Raw genomic sequence first — 21,307 nt, 5'->3', positions numbered from 1 at the left:
CGGTGTTTCCTAATTATTTTAATATGAAAGGTGTGAAGTGGATGGTGAAAATGGAAAATCAAGCAAATCAGTTAAACCGCGCGATGAAAAGTCGTCACTTATTTATGTTATCTCTTGGAGGAGTAATTGGTACTGGCTTATTTTTAAACGCAGGGTATACCATTAACCAGGCTGGTCCTGGAGGTGCATTAATCGGCTATATTTTTGGTGGTCTTATTTTGTATATGGTAATGGTCTGTTTAGGGGAACTTGCCGTTTACATGCCTGTTTCTGGTTCATTCCAAACCTATGCAAGCAGGTTCATCAGCCCTTCTGCGGGGTTCTCTCTCGGTTGGATGTATTTCGTGGGATCGGCCACAACAGCCGGCGTCGAGTTTACTGCTGCTGGGATTTTGATGCAACGCTGGTTCCCGGATGTATCGATTTGGATATGGTGTGCACTTTTTATTGCCCTATTATTTGGCATCAATGCCCTTACAACGAGAGCCTTTGGTGAAGCCGAATATTGGTTTGCAGGCATCAAAGTTGTTGCGGTCATATTATTTATCATTATAGGGATAGCAGCAGCTGTCGGTATTGTCCCACTTGAAGATCGCCCAGCACCAATGCTTGAAAATTTAGCACCCATCGGACTGTTCCCAGCTGGTCTTGCCATTATTTTTGTTACGATGATGAATGTTATTTTCTCTTACCAAGGTTCTGAATTGATTGGAATTGCTGCGGGTGAAAGTGAAAATCCGAGTAGAGACATTCCACGTGCGATTCGAAATGTCTTGTTCCGAATTGTTGTCTTTTATCTTTCTTCTATTATTATATTATCTGCCATTTTCCCTGCGAGTGAGCTTGGCTTATTAGAAAGTCCTTTTGTAACATTAATGGATTTAGTAGGAATTCCTTATGCAGCAGATATTATGAACTTTGTTATTTTAACAGCAGTATTATCCGTTGGAAACTCTTGTATCTATGCTTCTACGCGCTTACTTTGGTCCATGTCAAATGAAGGCATGGCACCGAAAGTCTTTGGCAAATTAGATAAACGTAAGGTTCCGTTCAATGCACTAGTTTTCACAATGGTATTTTCTCTATTATCATTATTAACAAGTGTACTAGCGGCAGATACAGTGTTTGTCATCCTAATGTCGATTGCAGGGATTTCCGTCACAATTTCTTGGATGGGAATTGCCCTCTCCCAATATATGTTTAGAAAAAAATATATTAAAGCTGGCGGTAGATTAGAAGATTTAACTTATAAAATTCGTTTTTATCCAGTTCTTCCGATTGCATGTATTATCATTTGTGCAGGGCTACTTGCTTTCATTGCTACGGACCCAACTCAAATTCTAGGTTTAATAATCGGGATTGCCTTCTTAGTTGTTAGTTACCTTTTCTATTACTTTAAGCATGAGCATGGTAAAAAGAAAGAACCGTTCAATCCATTCGAAAATGAAATGCCAGGTAAAACAACAGAGACGGAGCAAGAAAAAGTGAATTCATAATTTGATCGTTCATGAGAATCCATACACGGATTTGCTTCTTCTTCACCTTTCATTTATACCGTTAAAGAGACCATGGACTAGAACTCCATCCATTGGTCTCTTTTATTTTTTTTTAGCTATTCTTTGTAACCTAAATTTTTAGAAATCCGCTTTCCACTCTCAATGACATTCTCTATGAGAAATTGTAGCTTTTCATCGGTCATATTAAAACTAACGCAACCGATACTAATTGCCCCTTCAATGTCACCAGTATGATTAAAAATCGGTGCCGCTACGGAAATCGTTCCTTCTGTCCGTTCACCACGGCTAATTCCATAACCGTTTTCTTTTATTTCATCTAGTTTTTGATAGAATGGTGTTTGCTCTTCTTTTGGGATCAGGGCGTTGATTATTTCGTCTGCTGTAGACTTATTCATATGGGCGAGCATTATTTTATTCGCAGCACCAATATTCATCGGTACTCTTAGACCTATTTTATCAACCACGCGAATTTGGTTTTCAGGGCTATCGATTCTTTCCATGATTAGCGCATCTGTTCCCATGGGCTTGCTGTAATAGACGCTCTCACTAACGATGTGCATCAATTTTTCCATTTCAGCTCGGATATGACTTGTAAAATCAATAGAATCGTACATTTGAAGGCCATACTCAAGCCATAGTGTTCCAAGGCTATACTCTTTTGTTTTTTCATTTTTTTGAATAAGCCCGTGCGTTTCTAACGATTTTAACAAGCGATGCATGGTACTCACTGGGAGGTTACATTCTTTAGAAAGTTCAGTAATAGATAACCATTGCGAATTGGCAGCAAGGGTTTTGATGATATCCATTGCTCGATCGATTGTTTGCATGATGTCACAACACTTCCTGAATTTGTTATTATTATGGAAATTATAACATATTCATAAAGTGGTGTTTCCATTAATTGAGGGACAACCTGGGCGATGGAGTATACGGATACGAAATGGATAATGAGAGAAGGAACAGTGGTACAGGTCCCTCGTCCTTAAACTCACTGTATCAGTGTATCTGTACCCCCGTCCCTATTATTTAATTTCCTCACGATCTATCATGATGACGCAGTTTTTTAATACGTTTATAACTTTCCATATTTGCTCCATTGTTGTATGCTCAGCTGGATTATGACTTATCCCTAAATGAGATGGAACAAATACCATCCCAGTTGGCGTTAATTTCGACATATACATTGCGTCGTGCCCTGCACCACTACTTAGTTTTATATGTTTATACTCCAGTTTTTCACATACACTAGCTAGCTTATCAATGATAGTTGAATCCATTAAAACAGATTTTTCTTCAGATATTTTTTCTACTTGTATCTCTAAATTTCTTCGTTTTTTTAATAACTCAATAGAATCATACAATCCATCAACTACACGTTTTCTTGAATCCATATCGATTCCCCTTATATCCACAAGCATAAAGACTTCACCAGGAACGATATTCATACCTCCGGGTTTCACATTTTGTACACCTACTGTTGCCACTGTTCCATAGACACTTTCTTTCAAGGCCAGGCTTTCTAAGTTAAGGATTAATTCGCTAGCCCCAACTAAAGCATCTTTTCTATAATGCATTGGCGTTGTCCCAGAGTGCGCTGCTTGACCGTAAAGGTTTACTTCAAATCTGATAGGAGCTGCAATCGCCTGAACTACTCCAATATCCAATCCTTCATAATCTAATACAGGTCCCTGTTCAATATGCAATTCAATAAATGCCTTAAATTCCTCTGGCCATCGATGAGCTAATTCTAAATTTTCAAGGGATAAGTTCTGGATTTCGATTGCTCTTTCAAAAGAAATTTGGTTTGCATCCTTTAGCCTTCTCAATTCATTTGCATTAATCGAACCTGTCATCACTTTGCTACCTATTGTTGAAACACCAAACCTTGATGATTCCTCACAAGCAAACGAAATTATTTCAAGAGGATGCTCAAGTAGTATATTTTCTTCCTCTAACATCGTAACTACTTCAATCCCTGCAATGACCCCAGCTAAACCATCATATTTTCCACCATTATATACAGAATCCAGATGTGAGCCTATTGCAATGGCGGGTAGTAGTGGGTTTTTCCCTTCTTTTCTAGCAATAACATTCCCGATTTCATCCATTCTTACTGTCATATTTTTAGACATACATAAGCGCATTAAACTGTGCTTAGCCGATGTTTCCATACTGGTATAAGCGATTCTATTTATCCCCTCACCACTATCTGTATATGAATTGAATGTATTGAATAGTTTCTCTAAACGCTCTAAGTTCATAATTTCTCCCCCTATATAATAGTTCCATTATATAAGAAAATTCAGTATTTTCATCTTAAAGGTTATGAAAGTGACAGGTCCCTACCTACGCATAAGATTTCTCCCCATCAAACTCCGACTCTTCTCCACCAGTAACATCACAAACTCATATGTCCCGTAGTTCGCTTGAATATCTAGTGTTTCGTCACTTGTATGTTCGTTATAGTAACCAGCTGATAGATTCACACTGTTAATGCCCTGTTCTGCCCAAATACGTGTATCGCTACTACCACCTGCAACTGTTTGCCAACGCCCTGGATGTACGATTCGACCGATACTTCCTACTTTTCTAGCAAACTCATCTGAACAGAAAGGAAGGTAGCCACCGCAAGATGTCACGATATCCCCAGTGCCGCGGCGATCAATGACGAATGCCATGTCAACATCCCAAAGGAATGACTTCGCTACTTGACTCGCACCGCGCAGCCCAATTTCTTCTTCCACCGTGAAAACAAATTTCACAGTTCCATTAAAGTCCGTATTATGAATCGTTTTTGCTACTGCCAAAGCAACACAAACTCCCGCACGATCATCTGCCCCCAATACCCCTTCACTTGAAGACCAAATGTTGCCGTTTTTCAATAGCTCACGGCCTTCTACAAAATCATACACTGTATCTAAATGAGCATTGATTAACACTGTCGGGCCATTGCCCTTCTTTATTTGAGCTAGCACATTTCCGTAATGATCCACTTCATAGTGGTCAACAAGTGGGCTTAATGTTTCAATAACGTATTGGCGAATCTCTCCTTCTTCCCCACTTACACCATAGATTGAAAGCAAGTCTTCTAATAATTGATAGTACTCATTCTCTAACATTAGAGTGCTATTTTCTTCTATTAAATCATTTGCTTCACTTTCAGTAATTTTTGCGAGAACACTTGCGATCTTAGGCAGTTCAGAACGGTCATCTAAAATTCTCAATCCTCTGTTCTCCATTCGGCACGTTACTCCAATATGTTCTAATAGTTGCTTAGCACTTCTTGTTTCTCTAACTGTTGTAAAATAAATTTGAGCATAGCGGTTGCCATGACCATCACAGCTATAAGTCGTTGGAAGGCCTAAACGATTCAACTGCATCACCAATCCACGCACATAAATATCTACTGTGTGGATGGCTAGTTCTTCTGGATGAAATAAACTTTCCCCCGTTGACTCAAAGAAACTTTCCAAAATAGCAATAAATTTTTCTTCCATCATTTCACTTTGGAGATCAATCTTACGTTGTTTTAACACTTCCACCACATTCATAAAATGTTGCTGATTGTCTACATTGGAATCAATACATAGAATGCCATCAATCGTTTCCTCTACCATAATTCCATAACGCACCATTAATTCGATCATTGAGATTTTGTTCATTTCAAATCCGCTCCTCGTCGATTTTTTGTTCCACTTGGGAACTTATACTCTAATTATAGAAAAGAGGTGAGACAGCAATTGTCTCACCTCTAAAATCAGTAGTATCAACGATTTCGCGCACACTTACGGACTAAAAAAGAGCAAATGTTGACTATTTGCTCCAAATTTATTTTAAATTATTCCATCTTCATAAAAATCACTTTGTCGAAAAACAATCATATAGTTATCCGCAGCTAACTCAAGTGATTGTGGATAACGATTTTCGAAAGTGCCTTGCGTTAACTTTAATAATCTTAACCCAGTTCCATCATCTCGCACTTTCGAATTGATGCGAGACATATATCTTGTAATGGTTCTCCAGTCTTGGTCGAAGTCTTCACGAATATCATCGTAGGTTGCGATACCTTTTTGTATTATATTTATAAGAATTGTCCTTAGTAGCTCGCCCATACCAAGTGGTAACTCTCCTTCAAGCTGGCTCCCCACTTTAATGAATACCCTATTCTCAACAAAGCTTATTAACATGACATTCCCATATTGCCCTGCTTTATATTTCAAATACTCTTCCAAACTAATCGTTCGTTTCTCTCCATTAACATATGCATCATAAAACTCTGTTTGATTTTTCAGCTTATCCAACACTTCATCTAGAGATAAGCCCTCTGTATTCAAGTAGTTCATATGCGCTTGTTCAACATTTAATTCGTTTGCTTTTACTAAACTCTCTTTTAGCATTTGCCCCGCACAATAACCAATATAAAGATGGGCTTTCATCAACTGATCTTCTTTGATTGGAAATGTGCATTCAGGATTTTCGTTAATCTTCAGTGCCTGTTTGAAAAAAAGAATCGCATTTAAGTACTGCTTCTTTTGCATAAGAAAATGAGCATATCTGTAACGTACTTCTGCATTTTTTGGCTGCTTCTTATCTGCATCAAGAACCTTTGTAAATAAGGAAATTAATTCATATTCTCTTTTCTTAATGATCTTTTCACCAATATGATCCATTTGCAAACTGCCAAGCTCCGCTTTCACTTGTCGAATCCGTTCCAAAACCCACACCACCTTCCCCACTAATTATTGAGAATAAAAAATAAACTAGCAACTATATTTTGGTTGCTAGTTTGGTTAGTACGTTATATCTCAATAATTCTCATTAAAAACATGAACCTCAACATTTAAGACTTATAATATAAATTTCCTCTAGTATAATTATAACTGAATACACAATATTAATTTATATTTTTTCTAATTTAAACCATTTACAAATACAATAGAACTTAGGTGATTACAAAATGAAAAAATCGGTCCACGTTGTTGGAGCAATTATTGAAAATGAACAAAATGAAATCTTCTGTGCGTTGCGCAGCCCAGAAATGTCCTTACCAAACTATTGGGAGTTTCCTGGTGGTAAAATTGAAGCAGACGAAACACCAGAACAAGCGCTACAACGTGAAATTAAAGAAGAATTTAACTGCTCGATTGAAGTTGGAGAGAAAGTTGAAGACACTACATATGAGTACGAGAAAGTGATTGTTCGACTTGAAACATATAAGGCAAAACTTGTGGACGGACAACCTATTGCATTAGAACATGCTGAAACAAAATGGGTATCGCGAGACGAGATTTGTGAACTGGACTTTGCCCCTGCTGATATTCCAGCTGTAGAGAAAATTGCAAACGAAAAATAATTAGAGGAAATGGCGGTTATCAAATGAATCAACAGCAACTGATCCAGAAAATTGAGAATTCCTTACATAAAGGATTTATTGATCAAAACAAACCAGTTTCTGCAACATTTAAACCAAAATTACTAACAAATAAGAACCATGAATCTGTCTTATCGACATTACTCCAAGAATTAAAAACTTGTAAGACGTTTCACTTTTCTGTTGCCTTCATTACTGAAGGTGGATTAGCTACATTAAAAACAATGCTTTATGATTTAAAACAAAAAGGCATCAAAGGACGCATTCTTACTTCAACCTTTTTAAACTTTAACCAACCTAAAATGTTTAAAGAATTATTGAAGTTAGATAACGTTGAAGTAAGATTAACTGGTGAAAAGGGTTTCCATGCTAAGGGTTATATCTTTGAACACCAAGACTATTATTCCCTTATTGTAGGTAGCTCGAATTTAACAGATAGTGCACTTAAAGCAAATTATGAGTGGAATGTATTTTTAACATCATTAGAAAATGGCGAGATCATCCAACATTTTAATAATCAATTTGAAACAGCTTGGAATGACGGAATTGTCCTAACAGAGGAATGGATTGCTGATTACAAGCAAGTTCATGAATTACAACCGTTTGTGAACACTGTTTCTTCAAATGCACTTGAGCTTAATACAAAGTATTTAACCAATTCCCTAGCGGAAAGTTTATCTATTAAGCCAAATAAAATGCAGTCTGTCGCTTTAGAACAATTGAAAGAACTTCGTGCTACTGGTGCTGAAAAAGGTTTGATTATTTCTGCGACTGGCACTGGGAAAACCTATTTATCTGCATTCGATGTTCGCAACTTCGCACCGAAAAAAATGCTGTTTATCGTTCACCGCGAACAAATTCTGAAAAAAGCAATGCAGGACTACAGAAGAATCCTTGGTGGGCATGAAGATGATTTTGGTATCCTTTCAGGAAATTCAAAGGACCTTAATGCAAAATACTTGTTTGCAACAATCCAAACTATTTCAAAAGATAACTATCTTCAGCAATTTGCAAAAGATCAGTTTGATTATATTTTAATAGATGAAGTTCATAAAGCTGGTGCAGATTCTTACTTAAAAGTAATTAACTACTTCACACCAAAGTTCCTACTTGGGATGACTGCAACACCAGAGCGTACAGACAGCTTTAATATTTACGAATTATTTGATTACAATATTGCCTATGAAATCCGTCTTCAAGCAGCACTAGAAGATGACATGCTCTGCCCTTTCCATTACTTTGGAGTTCTAGATTATGAGAAAGACGGTCGATTAGTTGATGATGCGACTGATTTAAGAAATCTCGTTTCACATGAACGGGTCCATCATATAATTGAAAAAATAAACTACTATGGTCATTCTGGTGATAGAGTTAAAGGTTTAATGTTTTGTAGTTCTAAAGATGAAGCACGAAATCTTTCAACTGCTTTGAATAATGAAGGATTAAAAACAACTGCTTTGACAGGTGATAATTCACAAGAAGAACGTGAAGAAGCAATCCGTCAACTAGAGACCGGAGAACTTCAATACATTTTAACTGTGGATATATTTAATGAAGGAATTGATATCCCCTTCTTAAACCAAATTGTCATGCTTCGTCAAACACAATCTAGCATTATTTTCATTCAACAACTTGGACGTGGCTTACGTAAACACGATTCAAAAGATTATGTAACGATCATCGATTTTATCGGAAACTATAAAAATAACTATTTGATCCCAATTGCATTATCAGGTGATCAATCAATGAATAAAGATAACGTGCGCCGTAGAACAGTAAATACAGATTACATTAGTGGTATTTCTACTATTAACTTTGAAGAAATTGCAAAGAAACGAATCTTTGATGCAATTAATAATACTAATTTAACAACATTAAAGACTCTAAAAGATGCTTATACAGAAGTCAAAAATCGTTTAGGTAGAATCCCTACATTACATGATTTCATGACTCAAAACTCACTAGATCCAGAAGTGATTATTGGATACGCGGATAACTACTACAAGTTTCTATTAAAAATGAATGAGGATATTCCATCACTTACTGATTACGAACAATCAGTAATAACAATGGTTTCCAAAGAGTTTTTAAATGGGAAGAGAATTCATGAAATAATATTAATAGAATCGTTATTAAATAATGATTCTATTAATAAAGAGGATTACATTCAAAACCTTCAAGATTTCGGTACTTATATAGATGAGGATACAATTACATCAGTCGAAAAAATCCTTTCATTACAATTCTTCGTCCAAACTGATATTAAAAAGTATGGATTGAAACCAATTGTTAAAATAGTTAATGGAAATTATCAATTCAATGAGGAAATCCAAGAAAGTCTTCGGGACTCTAATTTCAGAGGATATATCGAGGATACTATAAAATGTGCGTACATCAAAAATGCAAAATATGATAAAACAAAAGCTATGACACTATATGAAAAGTACTCCAGAAAAGATGCTTGTAGACTACTTAATTACGCTAAGAACGAAGAAGGTACGCTTAACGGGGGAAGAGTTAAAGATAATGTTTGTCCTATCTTTGTAAATTATCACAAAAATGATGATACTACTGCTAAATATTTAGATGAGTTTTTATCAAATGACTTATTCCAATGGTGCTCAACAAAAAAACGCACAATAGATGCTAAAGATATCTCCCCAATCATTCATTCTGCTGAAAAAGGTATTACAGTACATTTATTTGTTAAGAAACATAACGGTGAAGGTAAAGATTTCTACTATCTTGGCCCAGTTAAAGTTGCTAGCCAAACAGCAAAAAATGAAAAATTGGTGGACGAAGATGGTGAACATAAGGTTGTTACTATGAATATGGTTTTAGATCAACCTGTACAGTATGATGTTTATCATTATTTGGTTGAGGAATGAAAAAAAGGGACTGTTAATGGAATGGATCCAGAACAGTCCCTTTTAAAAATTCCTTTATGATTGAATATTGCTATCTAATTGATCCAATCAATTCAAAATCATCAACTGTTTTTTCTACATTTAAATAAATATCTTCATTAATTTCTGGAACTTCAAATATTATTGGAACATTTGACTTAAATGCTTTCCCAGCGCCTATTGCCTGTCTAAATTTTAACTTATTTACAGATTCAACAATTTCATTTCCAAAATAATTTGCTAGATAATCTAAACTAGTTTTATCAAATTCTTGAAATGATATTATCGAATTGCATTGTGTAAGTATAGTTTTAGATACATTTGCTGTTCTTTGAGCAATTACAAGAAGACCGATATTATATTTTCTACCCTGTAATGCAATTTGAGCTATACTATTTATTACAGCTTGCGTATTTTTATCAGATGAACCAGCAAAATTCCATTCAGGAATAATGGTATGAGCCTCTTCTAGTACTAGGCTTATTTTTTTATTGTAACTATTATTTTTTGCAATAGAAAAAAGAGTACGTATAAATGCCATTGTATAGTACATTACACCAGAAGTATTATATACCTCTGGCAATTCAATGATTGTAATTTTATTAGTATCATCACGTAAAAATGCATCAATAGATTGCTTCATTATTTGATGCATTTGAGATTTCCATTCTTTGAGAGCATCATTATTTCTTTGATTAGCAAACTTAGCCTCTTCAACTTCTATCTTATCAATATATTCATAAATAGTTTCCACTTCATTTTGATTTATTATATTTACAGGATTTAAATCAGTAAATTTATTTTTATACTCTCCTGTGAAATCTATACATATAACTTTAACGTCATCATTCAATAATTCTCTTATTAAATTTCTAGTAAATACTGATTTTCCAGTGCCAGTTACACCAATAATAGCTGTGTGATGTGTAATAGCAAGTGTCTTATTTATTATTACGGGATAATTTGAATCTGGTAAGTATCCAACTATCAATTCATCTTTATCTAATATTACTTCATCTATTGGACTAGAAATATAAACAGGGGTGTTTATTTCTGGAATCCATCCATACTTGTCAAATTGACTTTTTTGATTATTCCACATTCCCAATTGAATTGCTTCACCTAACACATAACCAGATTGATTCCTATTTGCTAACTGTTCAATTTCAACTTTTCCCTGTACTATTTGATAAATAATCTTTTTACCATTTATACCTACTTCCAACAAACTACCTTCTTCAATTTCTATAATAGAATTGTAAATGAATCTTAATTTACTTATTACTGTTCCTTCCGTAACTAATCCTACAAATTTATGTAATAAATGATCAAACTGTGGACTATCAATCTTATACACCGTATCCTGAGTATAAGAATCAATAATGTTTCTATTATGGAAATGTTTGTTTATATCTTCATTTGCAATTACTTTTAGCCATTGTTCATTATCTAAGAGCATAATCTCACAAATAAAGCCTCTATAAATTTTATTATCTACTGAGTACTTCATTTCAACATATGAAAATAGTTCAAAGTTTTCATAATTACCAACAACTTTAACTAAAAATACATTTTTAGATTGAACACCAAAGATTTTCCCAATACCTAGCCTCTTTATATTTGTTTTTTCAAATAACTTTTCAATTACTTTTGATAGCTCTGGAAGATTCAACAACATAAAAATTACCCAAAATAATAGTAAGGCATTAAATTTTCCAGAACTTGTGGTGTATTGTATTGCAGCTCCCCAAAGGAAGAAAGCTGAAAATATCGCGTCGGGCTTTCCTATAATTCTATTAAACCGTGCAATAAATTGAATAAATTTATTTTCTTCCTTTAATTCTTTACTCCTCATAATCATTAAAATATAACTAGATATTACTAGATAAAATGTATAAACAATAAAAAAATAATAAACAAAGTTGTGATTTTCAATGGGTACTAGTAAAAGTGCCATAATAGCAGTAATAGCATTCATAAAAATATTAGAGTCTTTAGAGAAAAATGGTTGATCAACTAGAGACATTAATATTAGTAAAACAAACCCTGAAGTATACCAAAAACTAGAAAATAAATTAATAAAATTTCCTTCAATAATTAAACCAACTACTTGTAACAATACAAATGTACAAGTTAGTAGAATAATACGATATCTTCTACTCATACTAACCTCCTTAGATTCTCCACACCTAATTCTCCCACATAATTTACATTTTTGGAATTATTATTAACATAAAAGAACCTTGAAAAGTAACTTTTCAAGGTTCTTTCATTAGGCTATCTCTAAAACTCCTACATGCTTCTCTATTAGATTTATATCCCTTTATATTGTTAATTAAATACTACTTGTTCTCTAAACACCCTCAGCAACCTCTTCTCCACCATCTCTTTCACTTCATCATCTTCTAAAAGATCAAGTACCATCGCACCACCAGAAATATTGAGGAACTTTGTTGACTCAACGAAATGAGCGCGCTTAATATCCACACCATCTTCACGAAGTGCAATCAGAGCCCGTAATATCCCCTTAGTAATCGCACAATTAGAAGTGAAGTTACTCGAGAAGAACACCACACATCTAGCAGAGAAATCTGCTGAACAGAAAAACTCTGTCAGCCAGTAAGGATCTTCTTGGTTATTCTCGTCATATGTCATGTACCCTACCCACCATAATCTTGCTAAAGCATGAACAAACAACGAACGTTTAGCACCGTTCTCAAAAAACATGGCTGATTTGATTCGAGTATCGTTTTTCTTTTCAATGTCTTTTGCAATACGGTAATAAATGTAGTCACGGAAATAGACGTGAGCAAGTCCGGACCAGAGCTTTTCTTGAGTTGCTAGAGATACTGGTAGATCTTTCAATGATTCATAGACAATCTTCACATTTTCAAAATCACTTACTAAGTAATCTTCACCTATATGTAGCTCTGGTTTCTCAAACTCAATCCTCGACTCTATCAATCTACCTTCTTCACTTAAATAAGCGTCAAACCATGCATCATCGCGTTTATAGTAGTGCTCTTTATAGGTTTCGAAGTTTACACGAAGGTCTTGTAAGGCGTCTTCAGATAAAAATTTGATTTTCATTGATTATTCCATCCCTTCGTTTAGTTTTTGGATTTCGTTGAATGCTTTTTCTAATGGATTTTGTAGGACCATTTGTGCTGCACGTAAAACAGGGATTGTTCCATCAATGACTTGCGATAATGGAATGTTGTTCTTTTTAAAGATTTGTTCAAGGACTTGGTACCATTTGTATTCGCTGTAGTCCGCGCTATCTTCTTTTAATGTGTAGAATACTTCGATCAAACTTGGCAAAATGACCATAGAAAGAATCGTTTCTTTTAACCGTGAACCTGCATTAATTGCGTATTGATCGTAAATAGCCTTTGGCAACTCGATAATAACTTGTGGTGAGTTGAGTGAAACGACCAATTCCTTTGCACTTTCTGAACGGCGAATCGTCACAATTGAAGGTAGGTTTTGTGATTCTAGGTCATCTTCAAATAGAGTGACTTCTACTGCTTCACCAAGCGCTAGAATATTTCCCTTCTCGTAGGTGATGGATGTACCAGTGTAGAATTCATTCAGGTTTGGATTCGTGTATCCTTCAATTGTTTCATTAGCCAAGAGAAATGGATGCACATCGATTTTTCCGCGCAAAAGGTTCTCAGGAATCGCAGCTACAATTTTTGTTTCATTTGATTGATAGATTTTACGGAAACTCGTTTGTGGGCACTCCACATGCAAAGCATACTTTGCTTTTCCTTCATTTATAAGGTTCGTAATCTTACTGTCTTGGAGATTACAGTTTAGATTGATATAAAGTTGGCCAAATGTTTTCTGTGCTTCAACCTTTGTTTCAAACTTCGAGCCAATATAATCGTCGTTCTCTACTGACAGCACTGGGTATGGGAAGGAATTATTAAATTTCATATAGGTCCACCTCCAACACGCAGTATTGCTCGTATTCTACTTTTACTTGAATGTTTTTTGGTTTCTTGCCTGTTAAATTAATGAATCGTACAACATTTTTATCGATACTTGTCACTTCAATGTCAGGTGATTGAACGTCAATGATTGGTAAGATGTAATCGCTTTGTTCACCAGCTACTTTGAACTCTAGTTTCCCTTTTTCAAATTTCTTATCGGGTTTGATATTGATGCGATATAGTCCTTCATTCTTTTGAAGACAGACGTAACGTTTTTCCATGTCAATCGGTTTATTTTTTTCCTTTTCGCCTTTTCCTTCTTTTGCTCCACCGTCACCCTCATCCGAAGGTCCTTGTTCTCCGTGTGTATTGCCAGTTCCGCCACCTTCACCAAGACCTGGTTCACGTTCTTCATCGGAATGGCCTGCTTGATCGCCTTCAGAAGTAATGCCCGCTTCTTCAAGCGTTTCTTCGAAGTCTTGGTTTCGTTGTTTTTTCTTCAGTTTCTTTTTCGGCTTTTCTTTTTTCTTTTGGGTGATAGATTTGATTTTGAGAGTAAGAGATTCTTTTTTATCGTCCCCTTCACCTTCTACTGTCGTTGTGTCTGGTAGGAAGTCGCTTAAACCAAAGGCATCCATTGTGTCAGTTGTTTCAGCCTGGAATTGTTGCTGTACAGTTTCGCGAACAAATTTCCGCAAGTCTTTAAACGCCGTATCAGCCTCACGCGGAGCTTCCTCAAATCGATTCGGTTCCCAACCAGTGTGCGCAGGGTTTTCCATCTTCTTAAACACTTGGTTCATGTGCTTACCAGTGATAATTAGAATCCCAGTGAATGAAATACTTCCACTAATGCGATTTTGTTCAAATAAACGCATACCAGCTTTACGTGTCATAAGAACACGTCGATTTAGGTCTTCACCTTTCATTATGTAAAGTGTTGCCTCGCCATCTTCGAAGTTACCAATCTTTTTATAAGATTTTGCTGGATATGGAATTTGGATGCTGTCCTCAGAAGTTAGAAGTCTAAAGTAATTTTTTACATGACGATAATCTTCATTACCATCATCAAGCTGCGCAATGAACGACCCGATATTTTCATGTGAGATAATCTCATCTTCCACTTTTACGACAAGTTTGTTTTGCCAAATAGTGATGAAGAAGTTGAAAATTACTGAATTACGTACAGCTTCTACCCAGTTATTATCTTTTGGTTCAAAAGCCGATACGAAAATATCTGTTCCTGTTTCGGCACGATTGAATTGTGGATCTAGGTTGATTAGCCCAGGAATTGCCGTTGAGTTTGGATTGTTAGTGAAATAACCCGTTCCTAGTGTAATATGGCCAGGCTGCTTTTCAAACGACATAATATTGGCTACACCAATATGAGATTGGTAGTTTGTTTGGTCTTGTGATGAGTAGAATAAAATACGCAGCTTCGAGTTCGCAAACGGTGCAGACTTCCCAATCCCAAAGCTCCCACCTGAACTATCCCCTTTGTTTGAGGAACCCGCTTCTCTTACCAATGAACTCCAAGGCGTACCAAGCTCCCCAGATTGCGCACCTTCTAATCCTTTAGTGTTGAAGTCGCTAATTCGTAGGAATGGTATTTCATTTTCATTTAATATGTATTTTGCTTGATCAATAAACTGCTCCGATTTTGGATTCTTGCCTTTCCAAGTCGTTTCGCATTTGTTTAATGCCTCTAATAACTCCGCGCGTTGTGGAAATTGGTTACGTTGTAGTTTGAAACTTTTGAACTCCACCACAACCGGCTTCGTTTCATCTTTTATCGCATCCAGCGAGTTCTGACAAATCTCTCGCGTCAACGAATCCAATTCATTCCCTTTAAACGTCTCAATCCCCGCATTGTTGATAGAATTAATCGTCCCACCAGCCGCCGCCGGAAAATTCCAATATGATGATTGCATTTCAATCCCCTTTCCCTACTATCGTACTATGACTATTGTAATATTATAACAGGTTTGGATCTGGTGTTGGTTGGTGGAAAAAAGGGAGGGATGGGAATTAGTGCGAGAATCGGTAGTTCTTAAATTTGCTAATTATAATCTGTAGCTTAACTAATATTATATAAAAAGACACCTTTTGCTTTAATAGGTGTCTCAAGAGATTGCAGTATACTTTAGATTGTAGTTTGGGTACGATTTTTAACTGATTCTTTACAATACCCCTAGCGGTAATATTCCAACTATTATTACCCAGACATAGCTCAGCGCTCAGCAATGTACTAATAAATTACAATTATATTTATTTACTGATTATCCGATAGTATTTTTTTAGCCTCTTTAAGATCTATTTTCGCTTTATGACCATGTTTTTGTAATAAGTGAAGAAGATTATTTCCGTTCAATAGGGTTAAAGGTTTATCTTTCGCAAAATTATATGCATCTGGTCCGTAGTCTGCAGTTGATACTAAAATGCCTTTTGTAGCGCCTTCATTCATTACTGTTCCATATAAATCACGGACTGCTGATACGCCTACGACATTCGTATATCGTTTCGCTTGAATTACTATTTTCCCACCTCTTATTGGATCGGGATCAAACGCTACTGCATCAACTCCCCCATCCTTACTTGCTTGTGTGATTTTAACTTCTCCTCCTGATTGGTTAAATTCCTTTTCAAACAATTCTCTTATTAAGTGTTCGAAATCTTGCCAGTCCATTGCTGCTAGATTTGTTGATTCATCTAATGTTTCCGCTACGTCATATGAGGATACAAATCGCTCATCTTCCTTATTAATTTTAATTATCGGTGCTATCGGTGCAAGACTATGTAGCTTGCTACTTCCTACTCCCTTTAGATTTTTAAAACATACTTTTGGATCTACCAATGCTAAATTTATTTCTTCAAATTCTGACTTCACAGTTTGAATTGATAAAATACATGCAGTTATTTCTTTTCCAGTACCCTTATCAATTGATTTTACCCATCCGTTGAATACAACAGAATCAATAGAATTAATATCATCTGCCTCATATAATTCATGAATTGTTCTTAACGTAATTTGATAAAGCAGGTCATCAAACATTTTATTAAATGCTGAATCTGAAAGATGAATTTCTTTAAATTCATCTTTTGTTTGTACATACTTTACTTCTTTCAAACTTGGCACTTGTCCGAGAGCTGGCAATAAATAATCAACAATTAATGTTTTATTAAGCTCGTTATAGTCTAAATCATATTCCTTTGGAAAACTTTCTGGGTAATTGGAATTCGATAAAACCATATCACAATACTCAATAATTGAGGACGGAACACCTCTTAAATAATTCTCTTTTTGCGTTTCGATAGCTTCATTTTTTTCTTTTTGTTCCTTTAGGAATTTTTTCTCCGCATCTTTCCATTTCTTCAATTTTTCCTCGTATTTATTATTGTTTTCTTCATTTGAATTTTCTATTTTTAATTTTTCGTTTTCCCATTGTTCATAATCCAGTTGATATAATTTATTTGATGCTTCAATTTTCTGCTCTTTTTTCGAAGATATTAACTTGTCAATTAACCCAAGCTTAGGTTGATATTTAATATCACTTTTGTTAGGCTCAATTGGAATTTTTAGTGGCTCAACTTTCTTTGGTTTTGGTTTAGTAAATTTAGATTTATCTTTGAGTGAATCCCAATCAATTTTGTCATCTATATCTAAAGTATGCTTTAAAATATTTTCAATTGTTTCAATTTGTTCAACAGCTTCTTTTGTCAATTGTTCTGCTAAAGACTTCTTTTCTTCTTTCTTTAGGGCAGCTCTTTCTCTTTCTTGTTTCTTTGCATCTTGCTCTTGTTTTCGTTCCCACATTTCTTCCCAAGCTCTCTCTTGCATTTCTGCTTTTTGATTCACTACGTATAAATCTGATCCTTTTATAACTCTGTATTTGTTTAGCCCATCATGCCGAATCTCTACTTCGTACATTTATCACATTCCCCTTTCCATAGTGCTAGTAGCATTATTTTTAATAGGAAAATATTCCTAATTACATTATATACAAAATTTGTAAGGTTATTTCTAATTAATTTACTTTTATTTGATTACGAAATCTATATCCTTTAGTAGTTTTATATTTTCCTCGTATACCTACACTTCGGGTAATTACCACACCCATAAAAAGAACCATACTTCCCCTTTTTAATAGACAACTCTCCCCAACATTTAGGACATAAATTTTGCTTCACGCTTTCAGTTTCTTTCACTTTTTGATTTTTCAGATTCGTTTTTATCGTTTGGACATGTTGTTTTTGAAGTTGCCTCTTCACTTTCCTATCAACAATAATCAATTTCTCAAGTGCTCGATTTAGTTCTTGCAACTCAAGTTCGCTTATATTGATTTCATTCCATTCTTTGATGACTTTTAATAGTTGTGGGAATTGGATGACTTTTGCAGATTTAAAGGTTTCTTTGAATTTAAAAGTAGATTGTGATGAAAATGCGATGATGGAGTGGATTGGTTCAAAGTATTCTTTGCCTATATATTTTTTTATAGCTTGGATGTGGCCATAGTTTTGCCAGATGGGATTGTATAACTTCTCTTTTCTTTTATAGATGACTTGGGTCCAGTATTTTTGATTTTCTTGACCAAGTATCCATCCGTCATAATGTTTGGTTTCAATGACGAAAATTCCATACGGGGATGTAACAATATGATCGACTTGTGTTGTACCACCTTTATCGTTCGGGACATAGAGATCATGAAACACTCTGTAGCTTGTACCGAGTTCACTTAGTTTTTTATTTACAAAGCGTTCACCTACTGCACCTTTAATGGCTGGGTATTTTGCCTTTAGTACTGCCATTGCGACAAAAATAACAATTAGAATTAATAAGGATAGTTCCACTTTGCTACATTCCTTTCTATGATTTGTGAATTTAATATTTGGTATTTATATTCCAATTATATATTATTAAAGAAAGAGAAACTATCTTGTTTTATGTTTATAATTTTTTATTCCAGTGAGGAAGCCACTATGAAACTAATCACATCCAACTTAATACAAAAATTAGTCACTCTATCAGATGATGCAATCCACATTTGCTGGATTACTGCATTTGCCATGAAATCTGGGGTTGAATTGATGCTGCCAACTCTTCGAAAGGCACATGCAAGGGGTTGTGAGATTCAGCTTTTGGTTGGGGATTATTTATGTATTACGCAGCCAGAAGCGCTTCGATTGCTGATTAAAGAGTTGCCGAATTCGGAGATTCGAATGTTTCAGTCGAATGGAAGGTCTTTTCATCCAAAAGCTTATTTGTTTAGGGGGAATCAATCGCAACATGTGATTGTGGGGTCTTCTAACTTATCGAAGTCGGCGTTAACGAGCGGAATTGAGTGGAATCTTCATACTATTGATATGGAGACGTTCGAACAGTCTATCGATGCATTTCATAAGGTTTTCTATAGTGAAAGTACAATTCCTGTTAATGATGAGTCCCTGAGACTATATGAGACAAAGTATTTGGAGGCGAATAAAGTTACGCCTTTATCTAGTATGTGGAATGAAGCAGAATCTACTGAATTAATGTATGGTGCCGGGGCTACCCCTTCTATTGTTATGGATGAACCAGCGCAATACGGTATTATACAGCCGCGCCCTGCTCAAAAGCTTGCACTATCGGCATTAGAGGATACATTGGAGCAAGGTTACGATAAGGCACTTGTTGTTCTTGCGACTGGACTTGGGAAAACCTATTTAGCTGCATTTTTTGCACAAAAGTTTAAACGTATTTTATTCGTTGCTCACAGGGATGAGATTTTGCAACAAGCTAAGAGTGCTTTTCAAAATGTACATCCTACTCGATCTACTGGCTATTTTAATGCAAATGAAAAGGATACAGAGAGTGACCTGATTTTTGCATCGGTTTATACTATTTCTCAAAAGTTTCATTTGGACAAGTTTTCAAAGGATGCCTTTGATTTAATTGTCATTGATGAGTTTCATCATGCAGTTGCGAAAACCTATAATCGAGTGATTGATTATTTTGATCCTCAGTTTTTACTTGGGATTACTGCAACTCCTGACCGACTGGATAACCAAGATGTATATAGTCTTTGTGATGGTAATGTGGCCATACAGATTCATTTCCTCGATGCGATTGCACGGAAATGGTTAAGCCCCTTCCACTATTACGGGATAAGGGACGAAATTGATTACTCTCAGATTCGTTGGTTCGGTATGCATTATGATGAGGAAGAATTATTGAACGAGCAGCTCCGTGATGACGTTATTAAGAAAGTTTTTCGTGAGTGGCAAAATCATAAGCAAACAAAAACCATTGCATTTTGTTCTTCTGTTAAGCAGGCAATTTATTTATGTAAAAACTTTAAATCCCAGGGAATTGAAGCTGAGGTTTTAACTGGTCAGAATGCGAAACATGAACGAAAATCGATTCACGAACGTTTTACTAATGGCGATCTTGAGATTATTTTTACGGTCGATCTTTTTAATGAAGGGGTGGATATCCCAGCTGTAGATACGTTATTATTCATCCGCCCTACTGAGTCGATTTCAGTTTTCACACAACAAATTGGTCGTGGCTTGCGGATTGCCGAAGGAAAATCTCACTGTGTCATTATCGACTGTATCGGGAATTACCGGAATGCTGATCGCAAATTGCGGATTTTCAAACCAGATCTAAAACCAACGGAACGTTTGAAGTTAACTGAAGTTGAAACGATACCAATGACGGATTGTGTGCTGCATTTCGATTTGGAAGTAATTAATTTATTAGAAGAATTAACGAAGAAAAATAGAAATTATCGTCAACAAATCATTGATGCTTATTTTGAGTTGAAGATGGAGTTGGGACGCAGACCGACTTATTTGGAGATGCACTTGAATAGTAATGTATTGGAGTTGAACCTATCTCGTGAATTTGGCTCTTATGTAGGGATGCTTGCGGAAGCTGAGGAACTCACTTCGGAGGAAAGTTTGGTTTTTAATCAATTTATGGATTTGTTGAATGAAATTGAAAAGACAGCTATGTCCAAAAGCTATAAGATGGTTGTTTTGAAAGCGATGCTTGAGAGAGGTAAATCGGAATGGAAACGTGCCATTACAGCTGAGGAAGTTGTCCCCTTCTTCAAAGAGTTCCTATCTGAAAAAGCAAGAAGGCACATTGATCCAGTTGATGATGATTTGAAAAAAGTTACTTCACTTATCGAGCGAATGCCGATGACGAAGTGGTCGGGCAGCAGCAAAGGGCTTGTTGCATTCCGTAATAAGGAGTTTGCCTTCGAAATTGAGGTCCCTACTGAAATGGAATCGATTTTATTTCATTGGGTGACTGAAATTTGCGATTATCGACTTCATCGATATTTTGAACGGAAAGCAAGGAAACTTGAGAATTAATAGTAAAAAAATTCGAACATCCACACAAATTTCTCGCTCGTAAAACTTAGTGCTACTTTTAAATCTTCAAATTCCTCAGCTGACGAAAACCAGATACGACATATTCAAAGTTATGCGCAATTGCACATAACTTTGAATATGTCGTATCTCAACTTCGGAAACTAGAGGAATTGATTGCAAAGATTCATCGGTTCTCAGATTTAACTGCGTTCTCCATTCATT

Annotated in this window: 14 protein-coding genes; 4 read left to right on the top strand and 10 right to left on the bottom strand. The window is 35.6% G+C overall.

Annotated elements, in window-relative coordinates:
• Window positions 1–41: 41 nt before the first annotated feature.
• On the top strand, window positions 42–1,496 hold the full coding sequence (locus CD29_RS07830; RefSeq protein WP_081976189.1) for an amino acid permease: 1,455 nt from the start codon (window positions 42–44) through the stop codon (window positions 1,494–1,496).
• A 116-nt stretch (window positions 1,497–1,612) separates the two neighbouring features.
• Here the strand turns inward: CD29_RS07830 and CD29_RS07825 are convergent, their stop codons facing one another.
• From CD29_RS07825 to CD29_RS07810, 4 genes are all read right to left on the bottom strand, one after another.
• Window positions 1,613–2,344 (bottom strand): IclR family transcriptional regulator, encoded by a 732-nt coding sequence (locus CD29_RS07825; protein WP_036185057.1) that lies wholly within the window; start codon window positions 2,342–2,344, stop codon window positions 1,613–1,615.
• Between the two features lie 195 nt (window positions 2,345–2,539).
• A complete protein-coding gene (locus CD29_RS07820) occupies window positions 2,540–3,778 on the bottom strand; it encodes a Zn-dependent hydrolase (protein WP_036185054.1) in 1,239 nt (412 codons plus the stop codon).
• Window positions 3,779–3,859: 81 nt separating this feature from the next.
• Entirely contained in the window at window positions 3,860–5,179 is a 1,320-nt protein-coding gene (locus CD29_RS07815) for a M20/M25/M40 family metallo-hydrolase (protein WP_036185051.1), read from the bottom strand.
• A 171-nt stretch (window positions 5,180–5,350) separates the two neighbouring features.
• On the bottom strand, window positions 5,351–6,232 hold the full coding sequence (locus CD29_RS07810; protein ID WP_036185049.1) for a hypothetical protein: 882 nt from the start codon (window positions 6,230–6,232) through the stop codon (window positions 5,351–5,353).
• A gap of 242 nt (window positions 6,233–6,474) precedes the next feature.
• Between CD29_RS07810 and CD29_RS07805 the strand changes: the two genes are divergently transcribed.
• Complete coding sequence (locus CD29_RS07805; protein WP_036185046.1) at window positions 6,475–6,870, top strand: (deoxy)nucleoside triphosphate pyrophosphohydrolase; 396 nt, start codon at window positions 6,475–6,477, stop codon at window positions 6,868–6,870.
• A gap of 23 nt (window positions 6,871–6,893) precedes the next feature.
• A complete protein-coding gene (locus CD29_RS07800; protein WP_036185044.1) occupies window positions 6,894–9,776 on the top strand; it encodes a DUF3427 domain-containing protein in 2,883 nt (960 codons plus the stop codon).
• A 70-nt stretch (window positions 9,777–9,846) separates the two neighbouring features.
• Here the strand turns inward: CD29_RS07800 and CD29_RS07795 are convergent, their stop codons facing one another.
• The 6 genes from CD29_RS07795 to CD29_RS07770 form a co-directional block, all read right to left on the bottom strand.
• A complete protein-coding gene (locus tag CD29_RS07795) occupies window positions 9,847–11,958 on the bottom strand; it encodes an ATP-binding protein (protein WP_052124068.1) in 2,112 nt (703 codons plus the stop codon).
• Window positions 11,959–12,125: 167 nt separating this feature from the next.
• Window positions 12,126–12,884 (bottom strand): DUF6339 family protein, encoded by a 759-nt coding sequence (locus CD29_RS20665; protein WP_235801796.1) that lies wholly within the window; start codon window positions 12,882–12,884, stop codon window positions 12,126–12,128.
• A 3-nt stretch (window positions 12,885–12,887) separates the two neighbouring features.
• Window positions 12,888–13,733 (bottom strand): hypothetical protein, encoded by an 846-nt coding sequence (locus tag CD29_RS07785; protein WP_052124067.1) that lies wholly within the window; start codon window positions 13,731–13,733, stop codon window positions 12,888–12,890.
• Window positions 13,723–15,657, bottom strand: a complete 1,935-nt coding sequence (locus CD29_RS07780) for a hypothetical protein (RefSeq protein WP_052124066.1) — start codon at window positions 15,655–15,657, stop codon at window positions 13,723–13,725. Before CD29_RS07780 ends, CD29_RS07785 begins: the two co-directional genes overlap by 11 nt.
• 341 nt (window positions 15,658–15,998) lie before the next feature.
• Window positions 15,999–17,654, bottom strand: coding sequence for a restriction endonuclease (locus CD29_RS07775; protein WP_052124065.1), 1,656 nt, complete (start codon window positions 17,652–17,654; stop codon window positions 15,999–16,001).
• A 143-nt stretch (window positions 17,655–17,797) separates the two neighbouring features.
• Window positions 17,798–18,574, bottom strand: coding sequence for an NERD domain-containing protein (locus CD29_RS07770; RefSeq protein ID WP_036185042.1), 777 nt, complete (start codon window positions 18,572–18,574; stop codon window positions 17,798–17,800).
• A gap of 129 nt (window positions 18,575–18,703) precedes the next feature.
• Between CD29_RS07770 and CD29_RS07765 the strand changes: the two genes are divergently transcribed.
• Window positions 18,704–21,085, top strand: a complete 2,382-nt coding sequence (locus tag CD29_RS07765) for a DEAD/DEAH box helicase family protein (RefSeq protein WP_036185040.1) — start codon at window positions 18,704–18,706, stop codon at window positions 21,083–21,085.
• Window positions 21,086–21,307 lie beyond the last annotated feature (222 nt).

This window comes from Ureibacillus manganicus DSM 26584 (assembly GCF_000772945.1).
GTDB lineage: Bacteria > Bacillota > Bacilli > Bacillales_A > Planococcaceae > Ureibacillus > Ureibacillus manganicus.
The sequence above is the reverse complement of the archived record's forward strand: the minus strand, read 5'-3'. Positions and strand labels throughout refer to the sequence as shown.

Coding starts and splice junctions, on each gene's coding strand:
- CD29_RS07830 (WP_081976189.1), top strand. CDS start 42: ATGGTGAAAATGGAAAATCAAGCAAATCAGTTAAACCGCGCGATGAAA.
- CD29_RS07825 (WP_036185057.1), bottom strand. CDS start 2,344: ATGCAAACAATCGATCGAGCAATGGATATCATCAAAACCCTTGCTGCC.
- CD29_RS07820 (WP_036185054.1), bottom strand. CDS start 3,778: ATGAACTTAGAGCGTTTAGAGAAACTATTCAATACATTCAATTCATAT.
- CD29_RS07815 (WP_036185051.1), bottom strand. CDS start 5,179: ATGAACAAAATCTCAATGATCGAATTAATGGTGCGTTATGGAATTATG.
- CD29_RS07805 (WP_036185046.1), top strand. CDS start 6,475: ATGAAAAAATCGGTCCACGTTGTTGGAGCAATTATTGAAAATGAACAA.
- CD29_RS07800 (WP_036185044.1), top strand. CDS start 6,894: ATGAATCAACAGCAACTGATCCAGAAAATTGAGAATTCCTTACATAAA.
- CD29_RS07795 (WP_052124068.1), bottom strand. CDS start 11,958: ATGAGTAGAAGATATCGTATTATTCTACTAACTTGTACATTTGTATTG.
- CD29_RS20665 (WP_235801796.1), bottom strand. CDS start 12,884: ATGAAAATCAAATTTTTATCTGAAGACGCCTTACAAGACCTTCGTGTA.
- CD29_RS07785 (WP_052124067.1), bottom strand. CDS start 13,733: ATGAAATTTAATAATTCCTTCCCATACCCAGTGCTGTCAGTAGAGAAC.
- CD29_RS07780 (WP_052124066.1), bottom strand. CDS start 15,657: ATGCAATCATCATATTGGAATTTTCCGGCGGCGGCTGGTGGGACGATT.
- CD29_RS07775 (WP_052124065.1), bottom strand. CDS start 17,654: ATGTACGAAGTAGAGATTCGGCATGATGGGCTAAACAAATACAGAGTT.
- CD29_RS07765 (WP_036185040.1), top strand. CDS start 18,704: ATGAAACTAATCACATCCAACTTAATACAAAAATTAGTCACTCTATCA.